The organism is Flavobacterium sp. RSP49 (assembly GCF_003968735.1).
Classification (GTDB): domain Bacteria; phylum Bacteroidota; class Bacteroidia; order Flavobacteriales; family Flavobacteriaceae; genus Flavobacterium.
This window is the reverse complement of record NZ_RYDN01000006.1, coordinates 15,964-32,951: the sequence shown is the minus strand read 5'-3', so window position 1 is coordinate 32,951 and position 16,988 is coordinate 15,964. Positions and strand designations below refer to the sequence as shown.

Annotated in this window: 13 protein-coding genes and 1 pseudogene; 7 read left to right on the top strand and 7 right to left on the bottom strand. The window is 33.8% G+C overall.

The features are described 5' to 3' along the window. Positions 1-81: 81 nt before the first annotated feature. Both gldC and gldB read right to left on the bottom strand, forming a co-directional pair. Positions 82-417, bottom strand: a complete 336-nt coding sequence (gene gldC / locus EKM02_RS04910) for a gliding motility protein GldC (RefSeq protein WP_126452671.1) — start codon at positions 415-417, stop codon at positions 82-84. Then, positions 417-1,373, bottom strand: a complete 957-nt coding sequence (gene gldB / locus EKM02_RS04905) for a gliding motility lipoprotein GldB (protein WP_126452668.1) — start codon at positions 1,371-1,373, stop codon at positions 417-419. The genes gldC and gldB overlap by 1 nt, the downstream gene beginning before the upstream one ends. 100 nt (positions 1,374-1,473) lie before the next feature. Between gldB and nadE the strand changes: the two genes are divergently transcribed. Together nadE and EKM02_RS04895 are read left to right on the top strand one after the other, a co-directional pair. After that, positions 1,474-2,277, top strand: coding sequence for an NAD(+) synthase (gene nadE / locus EKM02_RS04900; RefSeq protein ID WP_126452666.1), 804 nt, complete (start codon positions 1,474-1,476; stop codon positions 2,275-2,277). Between the two features lie 94 nt (positions 2,278-2,371). Further along, entirely contained in the window at positions 2,372-3,001 is a 630-nt protein-coding gene (locus tag EKM02_RS04895) for a response regulator transcription factor (RefSeq protein ID WP_126452664.1), read from the top strand. 141 nt (positions 3,002-3,142) lie between these two features. Here the strand turns inward: EKM02_RS04895 and dnaG are convergent, their stop codons facing one another. Further along, positions 3,143-5,125, bottom strand: coding sequence for a DNA primase (gene dnaG, locus EKM02_RS04890; protein ID WP_126452662.1), 1,983 nt, complete (start codon positions 5,123-5,125; stop codon positions 3,143-3,145). 109 nt (positions 5,126-5,234) lie between these two features. Continuing rightward, on the bottom strand, positions 5,235-5,645 hold the full coding sequence (locus EKM02_RS04885; protein WP_126452660.1) for a hypothetical protein: 411 nt from the start codon (positions 5,643-5,645) through the stop codon (positions 5,235-5,237). A gap of 415 nt (positions 5,646-6,060) precedes the next feature. Between EKM02_RS04885 and EKM02_RS04880 the strand changes: the two genes are divergently transcribed. Next, a complete protein-coding gene (locus tag EKM02_RS04880) occupies positions 6,061-9,636 on the top strand; it encodes a PAS domain S-box protein (protein ID WP_126452658.1) in 3,576 nt (1,191 codons plus the stop codon). A 71-nt stretch (positions 9,637-9,707) separates the two neighbouring features. Here the strand turns inward: EKM02_RS04880 and rsmG are convergent, their stop codons facing one another. Further along, positions 9,708-10,337 (bottom strand): 16S rRNA (guanine(527)-N(7))-methyltransferase RsmG, encoded by a 630-nt coding sequence (gene rsmG / locus EKM02_RS04875; protein WP_126452656.1) that lies wholly within the window; start codon positions 10,335-10,337, stop codon positions 9,708-9,710. Between the two features lie 106 nt (positions 10,338-10,443). Between rsmG and EKM02_RS04870 the strand changes: the two genes are divergently transcribed. Together EKM02_RS04870 and EKM02_RS04865 are read left to right on the top strand one after the other, a co-directional pair. Further along, positions 10,444-11,538: a fatty acid desaturase family protein gene (locus EKM02_RS04870; RefSeq protein WP_126452654.1), complete on the top strand. Its 1,095-nt coding sequence runs from the start codon at positions 10,444-10,446 to the stop codon at positions 11,536-11,538. A gap of 69 nt (positions 11,539-11,607) precedes the next feature. Next, positions 11,608-12,795: a pyridoxal phosphate-dependent aminotransferase gene (locus EKM02_RS04865; RefSeq protein ID WP_126452652.1), complete on the top strand. Its 1,188-nt coding sequence runs from the start codon at positions 11,608-11,610 to the stop codon at positions 12,793-12,795. Between the two features lie 280 nt (positions 12,796-13,075). Here the strand turns inward: EKM02_RS04865 and EKM02_RS15260 are convergent, their stop codons facing one another. Beyond that, complete coding sequence (locus EKM02_RS15260) at positions 13,076-13,189, bottom strand: IS66 family transposase (protein ID WP_126452869.1); 114 nt, start codon at positions 13,187-13,189, stop codon at positions 13,076-13,078. Between the two features lie 1,104 nt (positions 13,190-14,293). Here EKM02_RS15260 and EKM02_RS14970 point away from each other — a divergent pair. Then, a pseudogene (locus tag EKM02_RS14970) lies at positions 14,294-14,993 on the top strand (DUF4372 domain-containing protein); the annotation flags it as partial. 19 nt (positions 14,994-15,012) lie between these two features. On the opposite strand, the gene EKM02_RS04850 reads toward EKM02_RS14970, so the two are convergent. Next, entirely contained in the window at positions 15,013-15,594 is a 582-nt protein-coding gene (locus EKM02_RS04850; RefSeq protein ID WP_126452648.1) for a tRNA-(ms[2]io[6]A)-hydroxylase, read from the bottom strand. A 111-nt stretch (positions 15,595-15,705) separates the two neighbouring features. On the opposite strand from EKM02_RS04850, the gene EKM02_RS04845 reads away from it, so the two are divergent. Next, positions 15,706-16,947: a glycosyltransferase gene (locus EKM02_RS04845; RefSeq protein WP_126452646.1), complete on the top strand. Its 1,242-nt coding sequence runs from the start codon at positions 15,706-15,708 to the stop codon at positions 16,945-16,947. Positions 16,948-16,988: the final 41 nt, after the last annotated feature.

Below are 16,988 nucleotides of genomic sequence, written 5' to 3'. Positions count from 1 at the left end.
AAAAAAAAATCTAAAATCATTTTACCAAAAAATCTCAAGATTGAATAAAATCTTGGGATTTTTTAGTAAATAATATCTTGTTTATTTTGTGAGTTCTAATTTTTCCGCAAAATAATCACAAAAATCTTTCATGGTATCTGCCATTTTTTCATCATCGGTGGCTCGTTTAAATGTTTCAGACATTGCTACTAAAGTCTGATGAAAGAAAATTTTCATTTCATCTACCGGCATTTCTTTTGTCCACAAATCAATGCGCATGCTTTCTTTTGCTTTGCTATCCCATATAGACAACATTATTGCTTTGGCTTCCTCCAGCTCTACTCCGCCATCTTTAGCGGTCCACATTAATTTTTCCGGAACCTTATTTTCATCTAATTCGATTAGAAACTTAATTTCTGAGGTGTGTGTATTTGACATTACTTTTTAGGTTTGTATTTTGATTGTTTAAATATTTCTTTCGCATCTTTTTTTAACAGATCTGCAATACCTGCGTTCTTATTACTCATATAGGATCGCACTATTTGCCATCCGATCCAGGCACCAACCCGGCCCGGAGATTCATTGTCTATTTCCAGATAAAACTTAGAAAATGGTGCTGGATTTATAAATCGTGGAATTAACTTTTGATCGTTACTGTAAAGTAATTCTTTCTCAATAAAATAACGCCACATGTAACTTTCATTTTCTTGACACCATAATAATTGCTCTGGCGTATACCCTATTTTTTCTGACGCTGTGTACTTTGGCAAAAGCAAGTCTTTTAAATACAATTGTTTGCCACAATAAATCATCTGACTCAGCAAATCCTTATCTAAAACAGGAGGGATTTTACGTTTTGAAAAACTCGAAACTACATCTGGTGCAATCTGTCTTTGTTCAAAATTTTGTTTTAAATAATTGGGAAACTGATAAAATTTATGGTCTTTCCCTAAATACAATTCAAGTGAGATAATAACCAGACTGTCTGCATAAATGGCTTTATTATTATAGTCCATCTCAGCGATTACGGTAATCACTTTTGGTGTTTTTGTTTGAGGAAAATAGTATTTAATATGCTTAAACACCCCTTCTAATTCTTCTTTTACCGGTTCAATATCAGCATATTTTTTTTGGACTTCCGTATATAATTCTCTCCAGATTGGATCCTGCATTTTATTCAGCCACACGCTGTTGTCATTTCCTGGAGGAAAAAAGAAAGGAAACTCTTTTTTTATTTTCTCTAAGTCTTTTTGAGGCGTTTCAAAAAATATTTTATCAAAACGTTCTAATTTTACTTGTACAGGAATTGCAGCAATAGTATTCTCTACTTTACTTTTCTTATCACATGACAAAAAAAAGAGACAAAAGACGAGGGACAACAGATCTATTTTCATAATTATTAATTAAATTTGTTGCTAAAGAATTTAAGGAAACCCACGCACAAATAATTTAGTGTGCAAATATACATTCCTACTTTTTAAAACGTAAACTATTATGACTAAAAAAAGGACACTATCCGTCGAAAAAATAAATACTCATATTGTAAATTGGTTAAAAACATATGCTGAAAATGCTAAAGTGAACGGATTTGTTATTGGGATTTCAGGGGGAGTTGATTCAGCGGTAACCTCTACACTATGCGCCCAAACCGGATTGCAGGTTTTATGTATTGAAATGCCCATCCATCAAGCGCAAAGCCATGTAACAAGAGGCCGTGAACACATCGAACAATTAAAAAAAAGATTCTCTAACGTTAGTAGCGCGGAAGCTGATTTAACATCTGTTTTTGAGAATTTCAAAAAAATAGTGCCCGGTAATCATTCAGATCTTTCTAAAGTAAACCTATCCTTAGCTAACACCCGCGCTCGCTTAAGAATGACCACATTGTATTACTTTGCAGGCATTCATTGTTTATTAGTTGCCGGAACGGGAAATAAAGTAGAGGATTTTGGCGTTGGTTTTTATACTAAATATGGCGATGGAGGTGTAGATTTAAGCCCTATTGCCGACTTAATGAAGTCAGAAGTCTATCTTTTAGGCAACTATTTAAAAATTCCAGATTCTATTTTGAAAGCATCACCCACCGACGGATTATTTGGAGACGAAAGAACAGATGAAGATCAATTGGGCGCCAGTTATGATGAGCTAGAGTGGGCAATGGCAGAAGATCACACTGGAAAATCAATCGAAGATTTTACCGGAAGAGACAAAATTGTTTTTGAAATCTACAAGCGATTAAACACTAATAATCAACATAAAATGACCGCAATACCCGTTTGTTTTATCCCAAAAGATTAAAGAAATGATATTTTATATTGATTTACAATTAATTACAGAATTTATTTATTAATTTTACATTTCCAATAACAAATAATTCTAAAAAACTAAAATCATGATTAAAGTATGTATAGCCGACAATTACCCCGTTGTGCATTTTGGAGTAAAATCTTACTTTAAAGACAATGCCGAGATATCAGTAGTAGCCAATGTTGGTAACTTTTTGATGGTACGGGATATACTTTTAACAAAAGACATTGATGTATTGATATTAGACTTGGAACTGGAAGGTCTTTCCAGTATTTTTGAAGTGAAAGCACTTTTGAAAAATTTCCCAAAAACTAAAATCATTATCTTCAGTGGTCTTTCAGAACAGATTTATGCGCCAAATGCCATTAAAGCCGGAGTATCTGGCTTTGTGCACAAATCTGAAAAACTAGAAACCTTAGGTCAGTCGATTGTTAAAGTCCACCAAGGAAAAATAATCATGAATGAGACTGTAAAGAAAAATTTAGCCTTAATTGCAAAACAAAGCAAGAGTGAAAGATTGTATCGTAAGCTTTCCAACCGGGAAGTGGAGGTTTTGCGTTACCTAAGTGATGGAAAGAAAAACCACGAGATCGCAACTATTCTTAAACTAAATGAAAAAACGATTAGTACGTACAAATTGCGATTGTTAACAAAACTAAATGTCACTAATCTAGTAGATTTAGTAAACAAAGCAAAAACGTTAGAAATCGTTTAGTACCATTGAGGCCTAACCACGTCTAGGCAATTTCAAAAAAAAGAATGGTTTGCATGTGATTCATTACTATTAATAAAAGCGCTGTATCTCTGTATTAAATTTCAGAGATACCGCGCTTTTGATTTATAGATTATGTAGTCTTTAATGATATCGTACCACAACCCTCCCTAATTTTTTTGAAAACTTACCTCGCAACTCGATATAACTCATTGCTAAAGACAATGACTCCATATTATCTGATTCCGGATCGTTAGAAACGGAGTTTTTCAACTCTTCAATAATCTCACTAAGCAGAAACCATCGCAAAGTAAGCAATGTGTCCGAAACATCCTGATTTAACATTTCTTCTTTACTTTTAGGGAAAATATTTTGACCCGTCCAATTGTGCAAAACATTTTTTTCGTCTTCCATAATAATATTAGTTACTTCATCCGGAACACCTGACTGATAGTGAATTATATACTTATCAAGTCCCGAATCCTCATTTTGCAAATAATAATCGATTAAATTTTTGTATATATCTCTAAATATAGGACTTGCAAATTCTACTTCATCATCTTGCAAACTCAAATATATTTTCTGAAAAACTTTTAATTCTTTTATTTCAATAACGTCCACAATTTCTCCGTCGTTATTTGACTTTAATAAAACTTCTTCAAATTTCTCAGTCTTATTACCATAAAGCAATAGGATTTCAATTATTTTTCGTTCAAATCGATACAGTGAATCTACTTTATCAGTCTGGAGCGTGTCGTCATTTTTAACATATTCAAAAGCATTCTGCAATTGCTTTTGTTTGTGTTTTTTTTCAATTTCGATACTATCTTTTTGGACTAATTGCGCCAAAGTGCTCAGTAAAACCTGTTCTGAAATAGCCATTATTCTGGAACATTCCTGTATATAAATTTCTCGTTGAATCCTGTCCGGAATTTTCGAAATACTGACGACCATGTCCCGTATAAGATCTGCTTTTTTGACGGGATCATTTTTCGCTTCATTCATCAAAAGAGAGGCTTTGAACTGAATAAAATCTTTTGCGTTATTCTCTAAGTATAAAACTAACGCTTCATAAGATGTTTTTTTTGCAAAACTGTCCGGATCTTCCCCATCAGGAAACGTACACACTTTTACATTCATCCCTTCCTCTAAAATTAAATCAATTCCACGCACAGAAGCCCGTAAACCCGCAGCATCACCATCAAAAAGCACTGTGATATTTTTTGTTAATCTGTTTATTAAACGGATTTGATCCGGTGTAAGCGCCGTGCCTGAGGAAGCAACGACATTTTCAATTCCGGATTGGTTGAACTGAATTACATCAGTGTATCCTTCGACTAAATAACAATTATTTAATTTGGCTATTGATTGTTTGGCCTGAAAAATACCATACAGCACTTTACTTTTATGGTAAATTTCACTCTCCGGTGAATTCAAGTATTTTGCCGCTTTTTTATCGTTGGTAAGAATTCTGCCTCCAAAACCAAGTACTCGTCCTGACATACTTTCTATAGGAAACATAACACGACCTTTGAACCTGTCAAAAGGCCTGTCATCCCTTGGAATTGTGAGTCCAGTACTTTCTAGAAACTCTAATTTATAACCTTTCCCTAAGGCTTCTTTGGTAAAGGCATCCCAACTTTCAGGGGAATATCCCAAACTAAATTTCTTAATTGTATCCGCAGTAAATCCTCTTTCTTTAAAATAAGAATACCCTATTGCTTTGCCTTCTTCAGAATTAAAAAGAGTGTTATGAAAATAATTTTTTGCAAACTCAGAGACCAAATACATACTTTCCCGTACATCTGTAATGGCTTTCTCCTGATCCGATTGCTCGGTTTCCTCAATTTCTATATTGTATTTTTTGGCTAAATATCGTATGGCTTCCGGGTAAGTAAAATGGGAATGTTCCATTAAAAAAGCAACTGAATTTCCTCCTTTTCCAGAACTAAAATCTTTCCAAATTCCCTTAGCTGGGGAAACCATAAACGATGGAGAGCGCTCTTCCGAGAAAGGACTAAGCCCTTTGAAATTACTCCCTGCGCGCTTTAATTGCACAAAATCACCGATAACCTCCTCTACCCGAGCAGTTTCGAAAACAGTATCTATAGTAGCTTTTGCGATCAAATTAATTATTTTTTGAAATCCAAAGTTACAAAGTTTAACCAAAAATAATAGATATTAATGCAAATTAAACGCAGGTTTTATTGCATTGACATCAGTGAAACAAATCCATTTATTTCTTCATTTTATTCTTAACTAACACAACAAAAAAAGCTGCTTCATTCAAATCTTTTTTTAATATTTTAAATTTAAAAGAGTTTGAATTTTTACCTCTGATCGTTATATCATAAGAACACCGCTTAATTAAAAGCGGAATGAAAAACAAAAAGAAAATAAAAAACAGATACTCTAATACACATGTGGGATAAAAACTGTTTGGCTCAACAAATACGAAAATCAATCCTGCAATCAAAATATTAAATATCATTAAATCATAGCGAAAAACTTTCCTTTTTCGAACTTGTATCTGTTTAATTTCAGTGAAATCGAATATTGTTTCTTTCCCTTTATTTTCTAAAACAATACTTGTTTCATTTATCGAAACAAACAAATTTTCATTAAAGGCATTTTTATAATCTTTCATTTGGACAGAATCAATTTCTAATTTTTAATAATCTAGTTGCAAGCAAAATTCAATTTTTAAAATCCAATAAAGCTAATTTAAATTCATGTTATAAAAATAATGCGGATGATTTAAAATATTCATTTAAGAGCTTAGCGAATTTTTAGCTCCGGCACTATTTCAAATAAATGCTGTTTTTGACTATTTAAGATCCTAGACTACCTTGTCAAATCTTATTTTTAATTAATAGATTTTTTATACCCAAAAATTTTTATATCCCATTATTAATGTAATTTAACACCTTTAAAATCAATTATTTAAATTTTAATAAGATATTATATTTTCAAAAAAATAACTGTTATTTTTTAAAAATTTTTATTTGTTATAAAATTAATGTTACTTTATAGGTGATAATCCAAATTAAAATGGCAAATAATTGTTAATTAATCAATTACTCCAAGAACCTATGCCCGTATTTGACAAGAAAAAAATAAACGAATTATTTAAAAATAGAACTATTCAAGAAGAATTCAGTACAGTTTTATTATTTGCATCCGAGATATGCGCGATGCCTCTTGCATTTATTTCATTAACAGACTCTATTAGTCCCATCACAGTTACAAAAATAGGTTTTGATTATATTCCCATCTCCCCTATTATTTTCGAACTTAATGAGAATGTCATCCAGAATAATAAAATTAAAATTATTTCAAACATAAATAAAGACATTGATGCTCCTCCCGAAAATTTAATAGCTTTTTTTGCAGGGTTCCCTATATGTTTTAATGAAAATCTAGTCATTGGAACCCTATGTATTATGGATACCAACCCTAGAGAGCTTTCTGTAATGCAGTTAAAACATCTAAAATATACTGTACTACAAATCCAATTTTTATTAAAATTACATATTGAAAACCAGAGCTTACAAAAAACAATAAAAGAACAGGATACTCAATTTGAACAATTTATTGATAATTCAAAAGAAATTACCTACGAGCTTAACTTAGAAGGAATAATCACCTATGCTTCTGACAACTGGACTAAGTACTTAGGATATGAGAGTAAGGATATTTTAGGCAAAAGTAACACTTCGTTTTTACATCCTGACGATTTAGAAAATTGCAAAACTTATTTAAGTGAAGCAATTGAAACCGGGAAAAACGAGGGTGAATTTACCTATAGAATTCTTCATCAGAAAGGTTATTATGTTTGGCATGCCACACGCTTAAAATTATCTCAAAAAAATGGTCTGCCAATATATGTAGGAAATTGTAGAGACATTACTGAGTATATTGAAATTCAACAAAAGCTAGTCCTACAAAAAGAATTTTATGAAAAAATATTAGACAGGCTCCCTACAGATGTTGCCGTTTTAGACAGCAGCCAAACCTACACGTATTTAAATCCGGCCGCTATAAAAAATGATGAGCTACGAAAATTCATTATAGGAAAAAACGATTTTGAATATGCAAATCATACAAACAGAGACGATGCATTTGCAAAAATCAGGCACATCCATTTTCTAGAAGCTATAAAATCCAGAAATACAATTGAGTGGGAGGATACCATAGAACATCTTGATGGCACAAAGACCTATCATACCCGAAAACTAACTCCTGTTTTTCATGAAGATGAAACCCTAGAAATGATGGTAGGGTTTGGTGTAGATATCACTGAAAGTAAAAAAGCCCAGCAAGAAATTATTAAAAGCCGGCAGCTAACTAAAAGTATAATCTACAATATAGCTATAGGAATTATAGTCCAAGGACCTGACTCAGAAATATTAGAAAACAACAAAGCAGCCCTCGAAATGCTTGGACTCACAGAGGACCAATTACTTGGAAAAACACCCTACGACGAGCATTGGAAGACAATTCATCTTGACGGCACTTTATTTAAAGCGGAGGATCATGCAGTCCCTCAAGCTATCCAAACACTAAAGCCAATAAACAATGTCGTAATGGGGGTATATAATCCCTTGCTTACAAATTTAGTGTGGTTGTTAGTTGATGCTGTACCCGTACTGGGAAAACATAATGAATTACGTTTCGTAATATGTTCCTTTATTGACATATCGGCACAGAAAAAAGCAGAGGATGCCTTAAAAGAAAGTAACGAACGCTTTTCTTATTTTAGCAAGGCTACTTTTGATGCCATTTGGGATTGGGATTTAACTACTGACAAAATTTATGTCGGAGATGGTTTTAAAACGCTTTTTGGTTATACATTTAAGAAAAATGTCCTAGCAGCCAGTTTGCTTAATAATTTTTTACATCCGGATGAGAAAAAAGCTGTTTTTGCAAGTCTAGATGAAGCTACTAAAAGTCAAATTAATGTATGGTCTCATGAGTATCGTTATAAAAAAACAGCTACTTCCTATGGATTCGTTCATGACAAGGCCATAATCATTCGAAACAATGAAGGCAAAGCTATACGAATGATTGGTGCAATGCAAGAGATCACCAAGGAGAAGATACTCAAAGATGAATTACAACAAAGCCAAGAACAGTTTAAAGATGCTTTTGAATATTCGGCAGCAGGAATGGCGTTAATAGACATTGATGATAATTTTCTAGAAGTCAATGAAAAACTTTGTGAAATGTTAGGTTACTCAAAAAAAGAATTTGCGTCTTTAACCTCTCAAGAAATAACGTATCCAAAAGATTTAAAAAATGATTTTATTTTAAAAGAGCAATTAAATTCCGGAAAAATATCTAATTTCAATTTAGAAAAAAGATTTATTCATAAAAACGAATCTGTTATTTGGATGTATATATCTGCTTCAATAATTAAAAGCAGTCGAAACAAAACGAAACGTCATATTTTCCAGATGATCAACATAACGGATCGGAAAAGGATTGAAAAACAAAACAAAATATTATCCGAAGAAAATAACAGGATCAAAACCATTCAGCTCAACAAAGCTAAAAATTTATACCGTCTTTTAGCTGACAACACCGTTGATTTAGTTTGCTTGCATAATACAGACACCTCGTTCAAATACGTTTCTCCTTCCATTGAAAAACTATTAGGATACACTCCACAATCTTTAATAGGTAAATTTCCTGTAGATTACGCCCATCCTGATGATATTGCGAAACTTCAAAGTCACATTATAGGATTTCTAACAGAAATGGAAGACATAGCAATTCAGGTCCGGTTTAAAAACATAAGTGGCACTTATATTTGGTTTGAAATTAAGGCCAATTTAGTTAAAGAAAATGGCGTTGCAATTAGCTTTCATTCCTCAAACAGAGAAATTACCACCCAAAAAGAAGCCGAAGAAAAAATTGAAAAAGCATTGCTGAAAGAACGCGATTTAAATGATCTTCGCACTAATTTAGTATCCACAATATCACATGAGTTCAGAACGCCCATGACAACAATCAGAACTAGTGCCGAACTAATAAGTCTTTACTTAGAAAATGAAAAAATAGAAAATGCTCCCCGTTTGCAAAAAAGAATTGATTGTATTATTGAAGAAATTGATCGCATTGTTCAATTGATGAATGCTGTGCTAACGATCTCAAAGGAGGACTCCGGAAAAACGAATTTCGATCCTACCGAATTTGATTTAAAACAAATTTGCCTGGATGTGATCGAAATAAGTTATCCCGATCAATTAATTGGAAGAAAAGTTCAAATCTCCATCAAAGGTGATAATTTTCAGGTTATGGCAGATCAAAAACTGATGGAATATACTATTTTCAACTTACTAAACAATGCCTTTAAATATTCAGAAGGCTTTGGTGATATTGAGCTAAATTTATGTGTCATCGAAAAAAGTATTTGTTTAGAGATTATTGATTTTGGAATTGGAATTCCAGCCGAAGATCAACCAAAGTTATTTAATACTTTTTTTAGGGCCAGTAATACCAATGGAATCCAAGGAACTGGATTAGGTCTTTATATCGTAAAAACATTTACCGAAAAAAACTCAGGAACAATTCAACTTGAAAGTAAATTGGGAAAAGGAACTAAGGTAACTCTTGGATTTCCCTTACATAATTAGAAAGAATCTTAACAATCAGAGATTCCTCTTTCCTGAAAAAAAGCCGTTAGAAACAAAATTATTGTTTGTTTCTAACCCACAAATTTCAACGGCACATGGACTACTTTCTTTGTTTCAAAAAATTCACCTTCAAAAAAATCAACTAAATTGTATTCAGTCGCTTTAGGGAAACCCTTTAATTCTGCTGTTAAATCGCCTCCTTTTAAATAGAGAATTCCGTTTTTCAATTCGTGTTTGTTGTTCTTTTTGATTTTGGTTTTCACCCAAGAAACAAAATCCGGCATATTCGTCACGGCACGACTCACAATAAAATCAAAATCTCCTTTTACATTCTCTGCTCGCATTTGCGCAGCTTTTACATTTTTTAATTCCAATCCCTCAGCAACAGCCTGAACCACTTTTATTTTTTTTGCAATAATATCGATCAAATAAAAATGCGTTTCCGGAAAAAGAATCGCCAATGGAATTCCAGGAAACCCACCTCCTGTTCCCACATCAAGAACATACGTTCCGGGTTCAAATTGTATAATTTTGGCAATACCTAACGAATGCAAAATATGCTTGGTGTACAAGGCATCAATATCTTTTCTGGAAATAACATTTATTTTTTCGTTCCAATCATGGTATAAAAAATCCAATTTTTTAAATTGTTCTTTTTGAATATCCGATAAATTAGGAAAATGCTTCAGAATCTCATTCATCTTTTAATTTTTTAACAAAAGTAATACTTTAGAGTTAAAATATTTATCTCAATTTTGTCTATCCAAAAATTTATAATAATTACCTTTGACCTTTAATGAATTTTTTATGACAAATACGCCACCAACATTTGCAAAACAAGATAGCCTGAAATTTTTCAGAACACTTAACTCACGGGTAAACACCTACTTTAAAGAAAACAACATCCCAAAGACTGGAAATTGGAAACTTTATTTGAAAACTGTCATCTTGATTACGGTTTTTCTTGCTCCTTATTTTTTAATCTTGACACTTGACATGCCATTTTGGTCACACCTTTTATTAACGATCGTTATGGGAATTGGAATGGCAGGAGTAGGCATGAATGTGATGCATGATGGCAATCACGGGTCATATTCCACTAAAAACTGGGTCAATAAATTTATGGGGGGAACTATTTATGTACTGGCGGGAAATGTACACAACTGGCAAGTACAACACAATGTTTTACACCATACCTACACAAACATTCCGGGTCATGATGAGGATCTAGATGCCGGGCGCGTAATCCGTTTTACGAAAGAAGCAAAATGGTATAATTTTCACCGTTTTCAGCAATATTATTCAGTATTCTTATATGGATTATTAACCTTCAACTGGGCTATTACAACTGATTTTAAGCAGATGAAAAGCTACTTAAAGCGAAAATTGTCATACGGAGAAGCAAAAAGTCCAAAAATACTTTGGACCACTTTAATTATAACAAAAATTATTTATGCCGCCATATGGATCGTTTTACCAATCGTTATTGGAATTGGTTGGTGGAAAGTTTTAATTGGATTCTTCCTAATGCATTATACCGCGGGACTCATATTAAGTGTTGTATTCCAATTGGCCCACGTTGTCGAAGAAACGACCAACCCTTCTCCTAATGAATTAGGGGAAATGGATAATACCTGGGCGATTCACCAACTGTTTACCACCACCAATTTTGCCCCAAAGAACAAAATTGTAAACTGGTACACCGGTGGATTAAATCACCAAATTGAGCATCATATTTTTCCAAATATCAGTCACGTGCATTATGGGAAAATTGCGAGTATCGTAAAGCAAACTGCTCAAGAATGCAACTTGCCATATTACGAATACAAAACAATGCGAAGTGCCGTTATTGCTCATTTTAAGCATTTGAAAGAATTGGGAATGAAACCGGAACTTATATAATCACAACATACCTGGAGATGCACTGCTGCGTATCTCTACTAACTAATAAACTAACTACAACCTAATACAATGAATCCATTATCCGATAGAATAAACAATTTATCTACGTCTCAAACATTAGCAATGGCAGCTTTGGCCAGAGAATTAAAAGCACAAGGAAGAGACATTATCAGTTTAAGCTTAGGCGAACCAGATTTCAATACGCCGGACTTTATCAAAGAAGCAGCTAAAAAAGCAATAGACGAAAATTATAGCACCTATTCTCCAGTAGAAGGTTATTTAGAATTAAAAGAAGCCATTTGCAGAAAATTCAAAAGAGACAATAATTTAGAGTACAAACCCTCTCAAATTGTAGTGTCAACCGGAGCAAAACAATCGCTATACAACATTGCTCAAGTAATGCTAAACGACGGTGACGAAGTAATTTTACCCGCTCCCTACTGGGTTTCGTATTTCGAAATCGTAAAATTATCTGGTGGAGTTCCAGTAGAGGTGCCTACATCTGTAGATACGGATTTCAAAATCACACCAGAACAATTAGAAGCTGCCATAACTCCAAAAACAAAAATGATGTGGTTCAGTTCCCCCTGTAATCCAAGTGGATCTGTATACAATAGAGAAGAATTGACGGCTTTAGCTAAAGTATTGGAGAAATATCCAAACATTTATATTGTCGCTGACGAAATCTACGAGCACATCAATTTTTCAGGAACTTTTTGCAGCATCGCATCCATCCCGGGAATGCTAGAAAGAACTATTACAGTAAATGGAGTTGCCAAAGCTTTCGCTATGACAGGTTGGAGAATTGGATACATTGGCGGACCAGAATTCATTGCAAAAGCGTGTACAAAAATTCAAGGTCAAGTAACAAGTGGTGCTAACAGTATTGCACAACGTGCTACTATTACCGCGGTAGATGCTGACCCAAGTGTATTAAAACACATGGTGGATGCTTTCCATAGCCGCAGAGATTTAGTGGTTAGATTATTAAAAGACATTCCTGGAATAAAAATCAACGTTCCAGAAGGTGCATTTTACGTATTCCCGGACGTCTCCTCTTTCTTCGGAAAAACATTAAGAGGAACGTTTATTAAAGACGCCAATGATTTCTCAATGTACCTTTTAGGCGAAGCTAATGTAGCAACCGTAACGGGTGACGCTTTTGGAAACCCGGATTGTATCCGTTTCTCTTATGCAACCAGTGAAGAATTGTTAATTGAGGCCTTACGCCGAATCAAAGAAGCGGTGACTCTATAGTCAAAATTCATAGAATCAAAAGTTAGAAAATCCAAAATCCAACTTCGAATATACCCAAAAAACCTCAAGATTTTCTTGGGGTTTTGTAGTATATGGGTTTGACCGCAAGGGTCGGGCTTTCCGCTACAATCTTTATGTTTTTATAGAAAAAATGCAACTATTCAGGTTGTAATATAGCACTAGTTTTAAAGGACGCTAATACATTTTATCCGTTTTTGAAACAAGTATCGGTTACCGAACGAATGATCCTATAAAATTGCACCCCGTTTTCGGTTTTGAATTATCCGGATACTTTTTGTTTCACTTTTACATTACGGATAGCTCTTTCAGAAGCATTGTTGTCTGGAGGACCATCGTTGTGGAATAAAAAAGTAAAGACATATTGCTTATATATTTATTCGCTTGCATAATGCATAAACATCCTTCCTGTTTTCGGAAACAGAAGTAAGTAGCAAAACGGATAATTGTTCCATGATTAGGTTCCTTTGAAATATTGGATTGAGATATTGAATTGATGTTAAATTCCGTTTAAGCTTTATTACTTCGTATAGCAATTCCTTGAAATATATAGTCCATTGAGATCCACAACGCTCTTCGAAAAAAACAAGTTCACGGAGTAAATGAGGGATGCATATTTGATGCGTTTTACTTTTTATTTAAAAATAACTCCGCCAACAATCATGAACGAGAATGGAGCTCGTAAAACCGTTAGGGGAAATTTCCATCTGTAGTAGCAGTTCCTCTATTGCTTGAAAATGTAATATAAGTGGCACCTTGGCTTTGAAAAGTACAGAACCATCCCTTCTTTCTATTGACTTTGGCACTTGTTTAGTCACCTACGACCACTTTTCCGTTTCCTACTTTTTGAGCAATCAATTCGCAGGCAGGTTGGGCTTTTTGGGCAAAATCTTTCAATAAGGAACAAAAGTGCCCTATGCCATTTTTAAATTACAAGCATCGTTAAAAAACTCGCTCATCCTTTCGAAAGGCTAGTATTGTCTAGTATGCATATAAGCAATTGTAGCTTGAATATTACACCTGTAACTTATCGGCGAGTTAACTCAGCTAGCGAACAAAGCTTTTGTATGATGACCATTTGGGCAAGTTTTTTAAAATATACGATGCTCAGTAAATTCAGCAGTAATCGGCGGGAATGTCAACAACTTGTCGGCGTAGCATAAATAATACTGGTCGGTCAGATAAATCCCCACAATAGTTATAAAAATTCTGGTTAATGCTCAGCGCAATGGCAACATTTATATTGGTAATCAATTCCAAGGTATTGCCTTGGTGCCCAAGTCGTTCGCCTACTTTTTTGCCTGGAGTGGCACGAAGACTTGTCGTTTTATGATAGTAAAACTAAACGATAACGTCTGTTTTTGCGATGCTCTACGTCATCGATTTTATCAAGTAATTTTTCACTGTCATCCGAAAGTCTAAAATAAAAAATGTCTGAGAATCTCGTGTTTTTATTTTTGCAAAATAAATAACACTTATAATCTGGCTCTTCAAATGCAATAAAAATACTAAAAAACCGGTCATTCGTCAAATTATTGACCTTGTACCTCGATGGATCCTTGAATCTTGTGCCAAACAATACAAAAGCGATAAAGTGTGCAGTAAGGATAAGACTTATGATCAATTTGTAGCTCTAACTTACAGACAGCTGAATAAATGCTATACTTTAGGCCATATTTTCGCTAGAATCGGAGTCACCAATACCTTTATTAAGGATTTAGGATTACTGCAAAATCCAACACGCACCAACATGAGTGATGGTAATAAGAAACGCAATTGGAGAATATATGAAACGGTGTATTAAAGGATTTTATAGCATTATAAAAGAACACTAAAAATGATAATCAGCGTAAGATTATCGAAGAAATCAAAGACCAAAACATTAAATTGATAGATAGCATCACAATCAGCTTATGTTTAAACATGTTTGATTGGACAAAGTTTCGGACAGCTAAAAACGGCATAAAAATACACACTTGTTGGGATGATTATTTTTAAATTCCAGACTTAGTAAACATTCCAGATACTAAAACTCATGACAACTATGGTTTGGATCAGTTGATTTTTCCTAAAGGAACTATAATTGTAGAAGACAGGGCTTATTTTGACTTTACATTAATGCTAAATAAATACATCCAGAGAATGTCTTTGTTACTCGAATAAACACTAATACAACCTATTAAACACTCGAAGAATTAATTATCCATGAATCGATTCCTGTTTTCCGTAATTAGTGATAATTGATCCTTCAAATTCTATCCATGCTGCCCATCTTTTGTCAACATCTACATTATCAGCATATTTCCGTGCAAATCTCAAAAATGTGGCGTAATGTCCCGCTTCACTAATCAATAAATCTCTATAAAAAGTAGCTAGTTCAACATCTTTTATGTTTTCTGATAAAACTTTAAATCGTTCACAGCTTCTTGCTTCAATCATTGCTGAAAATAATAATCGGTCACACAATGCATCTTTTCGGCTGCCATCTTTTTTCATGAATTTGAAAAGTTCATTTACATAATGGTCTTTTCTTTCTCTGCCTAAAGTCAATCCTTTGCTTTTTATTAAGTCATGTACCATTTGCAGATGTTCTAACTCTTCTCTTGCAATTATTAACATTTCGGTTACTAGTTCTTCTATTTCCGAGTTATAGGTAACAATACTGATGGCATTTGAAGCAGCCTTTTGCTCGCACCACGCATGATCCGTCAGAATTTCTTCTATATTTGATTCAACTATATTTACCCAACGCGGGTCTGTGGCTAATTTTAATCCTAACATACTGATGAAATTTATTTGGTGTAAAATTAGTGTTTTATAATCTATTTTTGATTCAAATCACTGGATTGAACTCAAAATAGCATTATTTTGCAATTGAAATTTTATAATATTATGAATCAAGTTCAAAAGCTTTTAATTATTGGTTTTGTTTGGCCGGAACCCAATTCGTCTGCAGCGGGAGGAAGGATGATGGAATTGATTTCACTCTTTAAAGCGCAAGGTTTTAGCATTACGTTTGCCAGTCCTGCACAAAACAGTGATTATATGGTTGATTTACAAGAGTACGAAGTGGAGAAAACAGCAATAGAACTTAATAATTCCAGTTTTGATGTTTTTATAAAAGAATTGAATCCAGATGTGGTTTTGTTTGACCGTTTTATGATGGAAGAGCAATTTGGTTGGCGTGTTGCCGAAAATTGTCCGGATGCGTTACGGTTGCTAGACACCGAAGATTTACATTGTCTGAGATTGGCTCGTCAGAAAGCATTCAAAGAAAATCGTTCCTTTAAGACCTCTGATTTATTTGTTGAAGAGGTAGCCAAACGTGAAATAGCCAGTATTTTACGTTGTGATTTGTCTTTGATGATTTCTGAATTTGAAGTGGAACTTTTGGAATCTACATTTAAAATTGAGAAAGCCTTATTGTATTATTTGCCTTTTTTATTGGAACCAATTGTTGTTGCCCAAATAGACAAGCTACCTTTCTTTGAGGAACGAAAAAACTTTGTTTTTATCGGGAATTTTCTTCATGAGCCCAATTGGAATGCGGTTCAGTATTTAAAAGAAACGATTTGGCCCCTAATCAAGAGGCGTTTGCCAGAAACAGTTTTGAATATTTATGGTGCTTATCCTTCTCAAAAAGTACTGCAATTGCATAATAAGAAAGAAGGCTTCTTAATCTTGGGACGCGCCATTGATGCGGAAGAAGTTGTGAAGGAAGCACGAGTGGTTTTGGCTCCTTTGCGTTTTGGCGCGGGTATTAAAGGTAAATTATTAGAAGCCATGCAATGCGGAACGCCAAGCGTAACAACTACTATTGGTTCAGAATCCATGCATGGTGATTTATCTTGGAACGGTAACATCACGGATGATGTTGTTGATTTTGCGGATGTTGCAGTACAATTATATCAAGACAAAGCAATTTGGCTTCAAGCCCAACAAAATGGACTGAAAATTATTAATGAGCGATATATAAAATATTTGTTCGAAAATAACTTTAGAATTAAAATAGAATTTTTATGTGCTAATTTGAAGGAGCATCGACTGCGTAATTTTATGGGAGCCATGTTGCAACACCATACTTTAAAAAGCACGAAATATATGTCGCGCTGGATTGAAGAAAAGAATAAATAAAAAATCCCATCAAGTTTTTGAAACAAGACGGGATTTGTATT

What these genes read in the sequence shown, in the direction of transcription:
- gldC (WP_126452671.1), bottom strand. Translation starts at nt 417, where the DNA reads ATGTCAAATACACACACCTCAGAAATTAAGTTTCTAATCGAATTAGAT.
- gldB (WP_126452668.1), bottom strand. Translation starts at nt 1,373, where the DNA reads ATGAAAATAGATCTGTTGTCCCTCGTCTTTTGTCTCTTTTTTTTGTCA.
- nadE (WP_126452666.1), top strand. Translation starts at nt 1,474, where the DNA reads ATGACTAAAAAAAGGACACTATCCGTCGAAAAAATAAATACTCATATT.
- EKM02_RS04895 (WP_126452664.1), top strand. Translation starts at nt 2,372, where the DNA reads ATGATTAAAGTATGTATAGCCGACAATTACCCCGTTGTGCATTTTGGA.
- EKM02_RS04885 (WP_126452660.1), bottom strand. Translation starts at nt 5,645, where the DNA reads ATGAAAGATTATAAAAATGCCTTTAATGAAAATTTGTTTGTTTCGATA.
- rsmG (WP_126452656.1), bottom strand. Translation starts at nt 10,337, where the DNA reads ATGAATGAGATTCTGAAGCATTTTCCTAATTTATCGGATATTCAAAAA.
- EKM02_RS04870 (WP_126452654.1), top strand. Translation starts at nt 10,444, where the DNA reads ATGACAAATACGCCACCAACATTTGCAAAACAAGATAGCCTGAAATTT.
- EKM02_RS04865 (WP_126452652.1), top strand. Translation starts at nt 11,608, where the DNA reads ATGAATCCATTATCCGATAGAATAAACAATTTATCTACGTCTCAAACA.
- EKM02_RS04850 (WP_126452648.1), bottom strand. Translation starts at nt 15,594, where the DNA reads ATGTTAGGATTAAAATTAGCCACAGACCCGCGTTGGGTAAATATAGTT.
- EKM02_RS04845 (WP_126452646.1), top strand. Translation starts at nt 15,706, where the DNA reads ATGAATCAAGTTCAAAAGCTTTTAATTATTGGTTTTGTTTGGCCGGAA.